11 protein-coding genes are annotated in these 12475 nt (G+C 35.6%); 1 reads left to right on the plus strand and 10 read right to left on the minus strand.

All coding sequences use genetic code 11. From position 1 onward, the window contains the following. Positions 1-17 precede the first annotated feature (17 nt). The 10 genes from rnr to M1D64_RS10245 form a co-directional block, all read right to left on the minus strand. Positions 18-2408, minus strand: a complete 2391-nt coding sequence (gene rnr / locus M1D64_RS10200; protein ID WP_069821758.1) for a ribonuclease R — start codon at positions 2406-2408, stop codon at positions 18-20. Positions 2409-2446: 38 nt separating this feature from the next. Further along, the gene (locus tag M1D64_RS10205; protein ID WP_069838236.1) at positions 2447-3187 is read right to left on the minus strand and encodes an alpha/beta hydrolase; all 741 of its coding nucleotides are present in this window, start codon (positions 3185-3187) and stop codon (positions 2447-2449) included. 133 nt (positions 3188-3320) lie between these two features. Continuing rightward, entirely contained in the window at positions 3321-3554 is a 234-nt protein-coding gene (gene secG, locus M1D64_RS10210) for a preprotein translocase subunit SecG (RefSeq protein ID WP_011303582.1), read from the minus strand. A 68-nt stretch (positions 3555-3622) separates the two neighbouring features. Beyond that, a complete protein-coding gene (locus tag M1D64_RS10215; RefSeq protein ID WP_041079693.1) occupies positions 3623-4084 on the minus strand; it encodes a hypothetical protein in 462 nt (153 codons plus the stop codon). A 491-nt stretch (positions 4085-4575) separates the two neighbouring features. Next, positions 4576-5880, minus strand: coding sequence for a surface-displayed alpha-enolase (eno, locus tag M1D64_RS10220; RefSeq protein ID WP_011303585.1), 1305 nt, complete (start codon positions 5878-5880; stop codon positions 4576-4578). A gap of 191 nt (positions 5881-6071) precedes the next feature. Beyond that, positions 6072-7589 carry a 2,3-bisphosphoglycerate-independent phosphoglycerate mutase gene (gene gpmI / locus M1D64_RS10225; RefSeq protein WP_041079694.1) on the minus strand — a complete coding sequence of 506 codons (1518 nt, stop codon included), beginning with the start codon at positions 7587-7589 and terminating at the stop codon, positions 6072-6074. A gap of 1 nt (position 7590) precedes the next feature. Beyond that, positions 7591-8352, minus strand: coding sequence for a triose-phosphate isomerase (gene tpiA / locus M1D64_RS10230; protein WP_041079695.1), 762 nt, complete (start codon positions 8350-8352; stop codon positions 7591-7593). A 79-nt stretch (positions 8353-8431) separates the two neighbouring features. After that, positions 8432-9622: a phosphoglycerate kinase gene (locus M1D64_RS10235; protein ID WP_011303588.1), complete on the minus strand. Its 1191-nt coding sequence runs from the start codon at positions 9620-9622 to the stop codon at positions 8432-8434. A gap of 131 nt (positions 9623-9753) precedes the next feature. Next, positions 9754-10761 (minus strand): type I glyceraldehyde-3-phosphate dehydrogenase, encoded by a 1008-nt coding sequence (gene gap / locus M1D64_RS10240; protein ID WP_011303589.1) that lies wholly within the window; start codon positions 10759-10761, stop codon positions 9754-9756. A 40-nt stretch (positions 10762-10801) separates the two neighbouring features. After that, on the minus strand, positions 10802-11830 hold the full coding sequence (locus tag M1D64_RS10245) for a sugar-binding transcriptional regulator (RefSeq protein ID WP_041079696.1): 1029 nt from the start codon (positions 11828-11830) through the stop codon (positions 10802-10804). A 390-nt stretch (positions 11831-12220) separates the two neighbouring features. On the opposite strand from M1D64_RS10245, the gene M1D64_RS10250 reads away from it, so the two are divergent. Further along, the gene (locus M1D64_RS10250) at positions 12221-12448 is read left to right on the plus strand and encodes a hypothetical protein (protein WP_041079697.1); all 228 of its coding nucleotides are present in this window, start codon (positions 12221-12223) and stop codon (positions 12446-12448) included. Positions 12449-12475: the final 27 nt, after the last annotated feature.

A 12475-nucleotide genomic window follows, 5' to 3' on the forward strand; every position in this document is an offset into this window, starting at 1 on the left:
TTCACCTCTTCGTTGAGTTATTTTTTCTTCTTACGTGCTTTATTTTTTACATTTTTATCTTTATAAAATGGTTTATGTTTTGTGTTGCCTTTACTTTGGTCGCTTTGACGTTTGTTTTTACCTTTACGTTGTTTCTGTTTAGTACGTCCACGTCCGCCTTTACCATTTTTATCATCTTTAGATTTATCTGATGAATTGCCACGTGGTTTGGCTTGGATTGTCTTACCACGTGATGGTCTTTGACCGCGATCTCTATTTGGTATTGGCATACCGACGATTTGGAAATCAATCATACGTTCAGCAACATCTACGTTAATGACTTTAATTTGAACAGGATCACCGATGCGGAATACTTTCGCTTGGCGTTCACCTATCATTGCCATTTGACGTTCATCAAAATGGTAATAATCATCCGTCATGTTAGATACATGCACCATACCTTCAATTGTGTTTGGTAATTCAATAAACATACCGAAATTCGCAACTGAACTAATAATCCCTTCGAATTCTTCGCCAATATGTTGCACCATGTATTCTGCTTTTTTCAATTCATCTGTATCACGTTCTGCTTCGATTGCTCTACGTTCTCTTTGAGACGTATGTTCAGCAATTTCAGGTAACAATGCTTCCCATTTATTTCTTTCTTTTCTGTCCATGGATTGTTCAATAATATATTTGCGAATTAATCTATGAACAATTAAATCGGGATATCTACGTATAGGTGACGTGAAATGTGTATAGTATTCAGCTGATAAGCCAAAGTGTCCTAAGTTCACATCATCATAACGTGCTTGTTGCATTGAACGTAACATCATCGTTGAAATCACCATTTGTTCTGGTTGACCTTCAACTTCTTGTTGAATTTTTTGTAAAGTAGACGGGTGAATATCTTCACCTGTACCTTTAATCATTAATCCAAAATTAGTCACGAAATCAAAGAATTGACGTAAGCGCTCTGATTTAGGTTGTTCATGGACACGATAGATAAATGGTACTTCTAAACGATCAAAATGTTCCGCGATAGTTTCATTAGCCGCTAACATAAATGATTCAATTAAGCGTTCGCCTTCACCACGTTGTCTCATTTCTACATCCGTTGGGATACCTTCTTCATTAACAAGTACTTTAGCCTCATTAATATCAAAATCGATTTCACCACGACGTCTTCTCATATGGATTAAGCGCTGAGATAAATCTTGCGCTAAATCTAACATCGGTGTGATTTCACTATATTGATTACGTGTTTCCGTATTTTGATCAGTAATAATTTCATTTACTTCATCGTATGTCATACGATAATTAGAATGAATCACACTATCAAAGATTTCATGGCCAACAACATCGCCACGTTCATCTATTTCCATTTGGCAACTTAATGTAAGTCGGTCCACTTGCGGGTTTAATGAACATATACCATTACTTAGACGGTGTGGAATCATCGGTATCACTCGGTCTACTAAGTAGACACTTGTTGCACGACTGTATGCTTCTTTATCAAGCGCTGAATCTTCAGTTACATAGTAACTTACATCAGCTATACTGACTGTTAATTGTGTATGACCATTGCTTAACTTTTTAACACTAATCGCGTCATCTAAGTCTTTAGCATCTGCACCATCAATGGTAATCGTTAGTTCATCGCGCAAATCGCGACGACCTTCAATTTGTGATGGCTCGATATGATCTGGTACTGCTTCAGCTTCTGCGAGCACATTGTCAGGGAATTCAATTTCGATACCATGTTGATAGATGATAGATAGAATATCTACACCTGGGTCATTCTTATGGCCTAAAATTGCCGATACGATACCTTCAGGATTATCTGTACCATCTGCGTATTTCGTAATTTGTACGAGTACTTTATGTCCATCTACTGCACCTAAATTTTGACCTTTAGGAATAAAGATGTCTTGCATAATACGTTTATCATCTGGTAATACAAAGCCGAAGTGACGTGCTTCACTATAAGTACCAACGACTTGTGTGACTGAATGTGTTTCAATCGTCTTAACTTCGCCTTCTAATTTCCCTTTGTGTTCACCTTTAGATTGATGTACTTCCACAAGGACAGTATCACCATCCATGGCTCTATTGATTTTCGTTGGTGGGATGAAAATGTCATCCATATCCTCTTCTTCAGGACGTAAGAAAGCAAAACCTTTTTTATTTTGACTTAACTTACCTTTGATTAATTTGGATTGTTTGGCATTGTTAGATGCTTTACGTTGATATCTATCTGTTTTTGTACGTTGAATCAAACCTGTTTGTTCTAATTCAACAAGCACCTTGATTAAATCTCTAAATGAGTCGGCACTATTTAAACCTAATGCATCTTGAAAATCAGACACAGACATGGGTTCATAATCTGGTTGTTTAATTATTTCTTCAATGGATTGCTTTAAATTCATTATGCCCCTCCTTTCTATTTTTAAATACTTCTAAATTTTTAATTCGACCAATCTAATGATTCTAAGAAATTGTATACGTCTTCGAATACTAATTCTTTTTCTTTACCAATTGTAATGACATGTCCTGAATTCGCATACCATTTGATATCTTTTTCATCAGATTCGCTCTCATTGTATATAACATTTGCAGAATCTGTATTAATCATTTGATCTTGTTCTGCTTGGACAACTAATAATGGATCCATTACTTCATCTATGTGATCTCTGACATCCTGTATTTGTCCTTGTAACTCTTTTAAAGTGTCTGTAGGTTTAAAGTTTGTCATTTCTTTTTCAATGGTAGCTTCATCTTTACCTTCATACTTTTTAAAATTACGCGCATATTCTAGAACACCGTTAAACATAGACCCTTCCGTCTTAATGTACATAGGTGAACACATTGTTATAATACCCTTTACATCTCTGTTTAAGCTTAATTTCAACGCATAACATCCACCAAGTGACAATCCTGCAACAACGATTTCATCATAACCTTTGTCTACTAAGAAATCATAGCCATCTAGTGCATCTTTAAACCATACAAATGGACTTGAACTTAATATTTCTTCAGGTGGTGCTGCATGTCCTTCATATTGTGGTGCATACGATGTGTAGCCTTTCTTCTGCAAGTAACGCCCTAATTGTCTCACATCTGAGGAATTCCCTGTAAAGCCATGTAACAGTAACACAGCTCTATTACCTTCTTCAAAGAAGAATGGTTCTGGAAGTTTAATCTGCATTGTGTTTCAATCCTTTCGCTTATGCTTTAGTACGTGTCGTTTATTTAAATTCATCTTTTATTTATCTCAATTATTTTTAAAAGCTATATTAACTATTATAAATAAAAAAGCCCGACTTTAACATTGTCGGACCTTATAAACCAAAATAACTTATGCCTAACATTAACAAGAAGAAAATGACAGACAATACAATTGTTAATCTATGCAAGAATAAATCAATACCGCGTTGCTTTTGTTTACCAAATAACTGCTCGGCGCCACCACTAATTGCGCCTGAAAGTCCATTACTTTTACCTTCTTGGAGTAATACAACAGTTACTAATGCAATACAATCTAAAATCAAAAGTACCATTATTAATGTATGCATGAAAATTGTCCTCCATTCATTATATACGAAACGCATTATATCATACGTTTGTCGTCTTTAGCAAACTTCTATCTATTGAACGTGCTTTTACGTTTAATCGAAACAATTAACATATAAACAGCTAACACAAATGATAAAACGAGTACCAGTGTTAAAGGAATGATATTCACGCTAGATTTGATATCTAATATCGCGCCATAAACTGCACTAATGTTAATTAAATTATACAATATTTGTGATACGAATACCGCAAACATAAACCACCATAAATAGGTATGTCTGTTCCAGATTGCGAAGACACCTGCTAAATTCGCAAAAATATACATTATTCCTGTAAATTGGAAACTATTTTTAATTGTACCCACAGCATTTTCAGATGTTGTCTGTCCGCTATTTGATAATAGTTGTTTAATAACACTATCATCTAAAACTACGAATAAATGTATAACATAAAGAATCGCAATGATGACTGAACTATATGCAATCAGATGAGCCGTTTTAATTTCTTTAGACTTAGGTTTTACTTCCATAATTCGTTAAGACTCCTTCTTTATTTTACATCTTTAATTATATCAGTTTAATTGTAAAAGATGAACAATTTAAGTTAATCATCATTATAAAGTAACACGCCGAGTTCATTCGCTTCGTATGATTTATGTATTTGTCTCAATAAATTTATACTTTTTAAAATGAGCAAGTCGGACTGTGGGCAGTGGCTCTATGGATTGCCTATTAGAACAGCAATATGATACTTCAAATATAAAAGTCTAAGTACCACAGAATAAACGATAAGAACCATTACTTTTTAATTTATTTATTAACTTATTAGGCAGTAATTTGGATCGACTCGAGCATGAAAACACTAGCCGAAGACTACGGGCCGTATCTGTATCCAAGAAAAGCGAGTACAAAAAAGAGCACAAAAAAACTGCCAACAAAATCGGAGACTTTGTTGGCAGTTTAACACAGATCCTCAATAATCTGCGTTTAGCGCGTGAACTCTTAAATTTTTTATGCTGTATTATTTAGATAAGTTATAGAAAGATTTAAGTCCGTCGAACTTGCCAGTTTCGTATAATTCATCTTCAATGCGTAATAATTGGTTATATTTCGCAATACGGTCAGTTCTTGATAATGAACCTGTTTTAATTTGACCTGCATTTGTAGCAACTGCAATGTCAGAAATTGTAGTATCTTCTGTTTCACCAGAACGGTGAGATACAACTGCTGTGTAGCCAGCTTTTTGAGCCATTTCGATAGCGTCAAATGTTTCAGTTAATGTACCGATTTGGTTAACTTTGATTAAGATTGAGTTACCGATACCTTTTTCAATACCTTCAGATAATTTAACTGTGTTTGTAACGAACAAATCGTCACCAACTAATTGTACTTTATCACCGATACGATCAGTTAATACTTTCCAACCATCCCAGTCATTTTCGTCCATACCGTCTTCGATAGTGATAATTGGGTATTTGTTAACTAATTCTTCAAGGTAATCAACTTGTTCTTCAGCTGAACGTTTCGCACCATTTTCACCTTCGAATTTAGCGTAGTTGTATACACCATCTTCAAAGAATTCAGAAGAAGCACAGTCGAAGCCTAAGAATACATCTTTACCTGGCTCTAAACCAACGGCTTTAATAGCTTCTAAGATTGTTTCAACAGCATCTTCAGTACCTTCGAATTTAGGAGCGAAACCACCTTCGTCACCTACTGCTGTTTCTAAACCACGATTTTTAAGGATTGATTTTAAGTTGTGGAAGATTTCTGCTCCCCAACGTAATGATTCTTTGAATGATTCAGCGCCTACTGGCAACACCATAAATTCTTGGAATGCGATAGGAGCATCAGAGTGAGAACCGCCGTTAACGATGTTCATCATTGGTACTGGTAATTGTTTACCATTAAATCCACCTAAGTATTTGTAAAGTGGTTGTCCTAATAAATCAGCTGCTGCACGAGCTACTGCAATAGAAACACCAAGAATAGCGTTAGCACCTAATTTACCTTTGTTTTCAGTACCGTCTAATTGGATCATCATTTTATCGATTGAAACTTGTTCTAATACTGAAAATTCACCTTCAATAAGCTCTGGTGCAATAATTTCGTTAACGTTGTCAACTGCTTTCGTTACACCTTTACCTAAGTAACGTGATTTATCTCCGTCACGTAATTCTACTGCTTCATGTTCACCAGTAGAAGCACCTGATGGTACTAATGCACGTCCGAATGCACCACTTTCTGTTAATACTTCTACTTCAACTGTTGGGTTACCACGAGAGTCAAGGACTTCGCGAGCGTAAACATCTGTAATAATTGGCATGTTTATAATCTCCTTTATAAATAAGTAGTTTAGAAATATTAAATTTCATCTTCATTATAGCTTTAAATACTATAAATACAAAGTAATTTAATTCTCTTGTGTTGTTTATAAGCAACTAACCATTTTAATGAAAATATCTCAATTTCGAAATCGTTAGCTTCTCAATCTTGCTCAAAGCGATCAAACTTTGATTAGTGATTAATGAGTGATTCACCAGTCATATCTTCTGGTTGATCTACATTTAATAAATCTAATAATGTTGGTGCTAAATCACCAAGACGACCCGTTTCACGTAAAGTAACGCCATCTTTTGTCACAATGACTGGAACTGGGTTTGTCGTATGCGTAGTCATTGGTTGATCATCATCTGTAAGGACCATGTCTGAATTACCGTGATCGGCAGTAATGATTGCATGACCGCCCATTTCAGTAATTTTATCAACAACTTCGCCTAGACATTCGTCCACGGCTTCAATTGCTTTAATTGTTGGTTCTAACATACCACTGTGTCCAACCATGTCTGGGTTAGCAAAGTTTAAAAGAATTAAATCTAAGTCACCTTTATTTAATTCTTCAATTAAAGCATCTTTAACTTCATATGCGCTCATTTCAGGTTTAAGGTCATAGGTTGCGACTTTAGGTGAATCGATTAAACGACGACGTTCACCTTCAAATTCTTCATTACGACCACCACTCATGAAATAAGTCACGTGAGGGAATTTTTCTGTTTCAGCAATACGTAATTGTTTAAGTCCGTTATCTTGTGCAACTTCACCGATTGTATTCGTTAAATCAACTTTTTCAAAAACAATATCTGCATTCACGTTATCATTATATTTAGTAAACGTTGCATAAAATAAGTCGTTGATTTGTTCTACTTTAAAGCCTTCGAATGCTTTATCAGTAAATATTTCAGAAAGTTGTCCAGCTCTGTCAGGACGGAAGTTATAAAAGATGACTGCATCGCCATCATTGACACCTTCGTTTTGGTCTTGGACGATAAATGGTTCAACAAATTCATCTGTTAAATCTTTATCGTAATTCGCTTTGACACCTGCTTTAGCAGATTCGAATGTTGTTCCACCAAAATTGCGGATAGCATTGTATGCTTTTTCTTCTCTGTCCCAACGTTTGTCACGATCCATTGCGTAATAACGACCTGATACAGATGCGAATTGACCAATACCTAGTTCTTTAAACTTCGCTTCAGTTTCTTCAATATATTTTAATGCTGATTTTTGATCAACGTCACGTCCATCTAAAAAGGCATGAACATATACTTTTTCTAAACCTTGTTTTTTAGCTAAATCTAATAACGCGAAAAGGTGTTTGTAATGGCTGTGTACGCCACCATCTGATAATAAACCAAAAACATGTAGCACTGAATCATTTTTCTTAACATGATTGATTGCATTGTTTAATACATCATTTTCAAAGAAATCGCCGTCTTCAATAGATTTATTGATACGCGTTAAACTTTGATAAACGACACGTCCAGCGCCAATGTTCATATGCCCAACTTCTGAATTACCCATTTGACCTTCTGGAAGTCCAACATCTAAACCACTAGCTTCGATTTGAGTAGTTGGATACTTACTGTAATAACGATCAAAGTTAGGTTTATTAGCTAGTTTCACAGCATTACCGTGTTCGCTCTCTCTGTTTGCAAAACCATCTAAAATAATTAATGCAGTTGGTTGTTTAGCCATATTATTTTGCACCTTCTAACAATTGTACAAAATCATCCACTTTAAGTGATGCGCCGCCTACAAGTGCACCATCAATGTCTGATTCTGCCATGTATTCTTTAATGTTGTTAGGTTTCACACTACCACCATATTGAATACGTGTTGCGTCAGCTACAGTTTGACTTGATAATTCTGCAACTGTTTGTCTTACAAATGCACACATTTCATTTGCATCTTTAGCAGTTGATGATTTACCAGTACCGATTGCCCAGATTGGTTCGTAAGCAATCACAAGTTGTTGTAATTGTGCTTCAGATAAACCCTCTACAGCTTTTTTAACTTGGTTGCCAACAACTTCATTAGCTTTACCACTTTCACGCTCTTCATCTGTTTCACCTACACAAACGATTGGTGTCATACCGTGATTGAAAATAGCGTGTGCTTTTTTGTTAATTTCTTCATCTGTTTCATGGAAGATTTCACGACGTTCAGAATGTCCGATAACGACATATTTAACGCCTAGGTCTGCTAATGCAACTGGAGATGTTTCACCAGTGAATGCGCCGTTATCTTCAAAGTAAGCATTTTGAGCACCGATTTGTAAGCCTTGTGCTTTACCATCATTTACTAAAGTAACTAATGCATCTAATTGAATTGTTGGTGCACAAATTACTGATTCTACTTCTTTTGTATCAGGTAATGTTGGTAATTCATTGATAAAATCTTTTGCTTCTTTAACTGTTTTATTCATCTTCCAGTTACCTGCGATAATTGGTTTTCTCATTATATTACACTCCTATTAGTAATTTATGATTAAATGTGTTGCCACTGATAATCATGGATAGCTGTTTTTAGTCGTGCGCTTATTTGTTTGCGATTGCTACTACACCTGGTAGTTCTTTACCTTCAAGGTATTCTAATGATGCACCGCCACCAGTAGAAATGTGACTGAAGTCATCACCATAACCTAATGAAATAGCTGCAGCTGCTGAATCTCCACCACCAATAATTGTATTAGCGTCTTTTAATTCAGCGATTGCTTCACAAACGCCGATTGTACCTTTAGCAAAATTACTTAATTCAAATACGCCCATTGGTCCATTCCATACTACCGTATGCGCACCTTGTAATTGTTCTTTAAATAATTCAACTGATTTTGGTCCAATATCCATAGCTTCTTGGTCTGCTGGGATATCATCAACAGAAACCTCAGTGATTTCAGCGTCATTTGAGAATTCTTTTGCAACTTTACAATCAACTGGTAAGACGATTTGATCGCCTGCACGGTCTAATAATTCTTTTGCAAAATCAACTTTATCTTTTTCTAATAAAGATAAACCAATTTCTTTACCTTGTGCTTTAAAGAACGTATATGACATGCCGCCACCGATCAGTACTTTGTCAGCAATCTTCAATAAGTTTGTGATAACGCCAATTTTGTCAGAAACTTTGGCACCACCTAGAATTGCAACTACAGGTTTATCAGGGTTTTCAACTACGCCACCGATATATTTAATTTCTTTTTCCATTAAGAATCCTGCAACTGTTTCTAAATTAGATGCAATACCCACATTTGAAGCGTGCTCACGATGCGCAGTACCAAATGCATCATTTACAAATACATCGCCAAGTGAAGCCCAGTATTTTCCTAATTCAGGATCATTTTTAGATTCTTTTTTGCCGTCTACATCTTCAAAACGTGTATTTTCAACTAGTAAAACATCGCCTTCATTAAGATCTTTGACAGATTGTTCTAGTGTTTCTCCACGTGTTTCAGGTACAAAAGTAACTTCTTCACCTAATTTTTCTGTTAATGCATTAGCAACAGGTTTTAAAGTTAATGCTGCTTTATCACTTTCTTCTTTCACTTTACCTAGATGTGAAAATAATACAACTTTTCCACCTTGTTCAATGATGTATTTAATTGTTGGTAAAGCTTGAACGATACGGTTGTCGTCAGTGATTTCTCCATCTTTCATCGGCACGTTAAAATCTGCGCGAACAAGTACAGTTTTACCTTTTAATTCTAAGTCAGTTACAATTTTTTTAGCCATGTAAGCTTCCTCCTCTAAATGGAACAACAAATTAAAATAAGCGGAGAAGCGTTGTGCTCCCCGCTTACTCCTAAGCTTATTGTTTAAATTTAACAGCACATTAAAGTTGTTAAATTCATTTTTACATCAAATTATTTAGCTTGAGTTGCTAAGTGTTCTAATGTACGTACTAATTGTGAAGTGTAAGACATTTCGTTATCGTACCAAGCTGCTACTTTAACTAATTGACGGTCGCCAACAGTCATTACACGAGTTTGTGTTGCATCAAATAATGAACCATAAGTCATACCGATTACGTCTGAAGATACGATTTCGTCTTCTGTGTAACCGAATGATTCGTTTGAAGCATTTTTCATTGCAGCATTTACATCTTCAATGCTTACATTTTTTTCTAAAACAACTGTTAATTCAGTTAATGAACCAGTTGCAACAGGAACACGTTGCGCTCCTCCATCTAATTTACCATCAATTTCAGGAATTACTAAGCCAATTGCTTTAGCAGCACCAGTTGAGTTAGGGATGATGTTTTCAGCAGCTGCACGCGCACGACGTTTGTCGCCTTTTCTGTGTGGTGCATCTTGTGTGCTTTGGTCACCAGTGTATGCGTGTATAGTAGTCATGAAACCTTCTACTAAACCGAAGTCATCATTTAACACTTTAGCAACAGGAGCTAATGAGTTAGTAGTACATGAAGCACCTGAAACAACAGTTTCTGAACCGTCTAATTCTTGGTGGTTTGTATTATAAACGATTGTTTTTAAATCGCCTGTAGCTGGTGCAGAGATTAATACTTTTTTAGCACCTGCATTGATGTGTGCTTCTGCTTTTTCTTTATCAGCGAAGAAACCAGTACATTCTAATACAACATCGATGTCTAAGTCTTTCCAAGGTAATTTACTTGGTTCAGGCTCAGAGAATGATTTTACTTCTTGTCCGTTTACGCGGAAACCGTCTTTTTCTACTTCAACTTCTCCTGTGAAGCGTCCTTGCATAGTATCATATTTTAATAAATGAGCTAACATTTCGTCATCTGTTAAATCGTTTACTGCTACTACGTCGATTCCGTCAACGTTTTGAATTCTTCTGAATGCTAAACGACCAATTCTACCAAAACCATTAATTGCTACTTTTACTGCCATTAAAATGGCCTCCTTTAAAAATGATATTTAAAAAGTGTAATCACTTTTTATTACTGTTATTTACGATTGCACTTGCTGCACCTTCGTCTGTAATTAATACAGTGTTTTTTGGAGCAATAGAAAGGTAAGCTTTAATTGCTTCTCCTTTAGATTTACCCCCAGCTACAGCAAATATAAACTTTTTCGATTCAAGGTCTTCTAATTGTAGTCCAATTGTTTTCACTTTATGGACGATATCGCCTTGATCATCGAAATAATATCCAAATGCTTCTCCCGAGGCATTGTGATGTTGAAGTTTTTCTATAACTTCGTTTGGTGATTGACGTCTTCGCGCCATCTTCAGCGCATCACCAATGCCGTGGATTGTAATATTGGATTCTCTAATTTTTTCTAGGGTGTGAATAACTGAAGGCTCTAACATAAGTGTATTGTATGTCGTTTCACTCACATTATCTGGGACATATAATGTCGTATAATCACCATTCGTTTGTTGTGCCATACTCGCTGCAATGGTATTTGCTTGATATACAACATTTTCACCCAGTCCGCCTCTTGCTGGAACAAAGAAAACATCATGTGGCTGTTTATGCATTGCCTCACTCACGTAGGCCATCGTAGACCCACCAGTGACTGCTACAATGGCATGATCATAAAGAACATCTTCAACCAACTGTCCTGCCTGTCGTGATAGTTCGATTTTTACTGCTTTATCAGTTTCAGAATCACCTGGTATCACATAGACGTCTTTAATGTCATATTGTTCCTTAATCAACTGTGAAAGATGATGGTCATCAGAAAAAACATTAAAATAACTATTTAGCTGACGAACAGTTGCTTCACCTTCTTCAGTGATTTCCATGCCTGTTGGCTTAACCTTGATTAGTTCTTGTTGCTTCAATGTGTCTGTTTCTGTACGTAATACACGTTCAGTTAAATCCATATATTCACTTAAGCTACGTCTACCTACGGGTTGGTGCTTAGCAATAGTAGTGAGAATTGAAAAACGTCGATACATTTTTTCAACAAGTTCTGGCACAAGTTTTTGTTGAACTTTTATCAAATCATTCACTACTATCCTCCTCCGTTTCATTATAAAGGGTCAAGATAAAGGGTCAAGTTCCAACCATAGGTTGACTTTTTACGTCCCTAGCGGGACAAAAAAATATAACCTCTTATATTTGCAATAATACTACTATCGATTTGAAATTGCAAGAGAAATACACTTCTCTTAATTTTTACTTATTACCTTTATATATTCTATTCGTTCCTCTAAAATGTCTTGCATTGTTGTATTACCCGATTAATCATTTACTAATCATAAATCATTATATTTTCCGATTCTTAAAAATTAGTAACCACCCACTTATGATAGCGGCTTAAATACACTTGTAGAATCATTGCTTCTATTATCTTTAATCTATAAAATAAAAGTATAGATTATCAATTGGGAGGAAAATACATGTCACAGAACGATCATCCAGAAGTCATTGATCCAAACGATCGACGTTATAAAGATGAAGATTATTTCAAAAATCCTAAACAACCAGATCATTCGCATTCAAATCAAACATTTCACTATTCTAAAAACATAGGATGTGGCTGTGGACCTTTTGGTTGTCTTAGCGGTTGTATCACACTCATACTATTATCCTCACTCATTACTTTCTTATTAAATTTCTTATTTTAGTCTGTGTGCTTAAATACTATAAAACAA

The organism is Staphylococcus sp. Z5-21, from assembly GCF_056529615.1.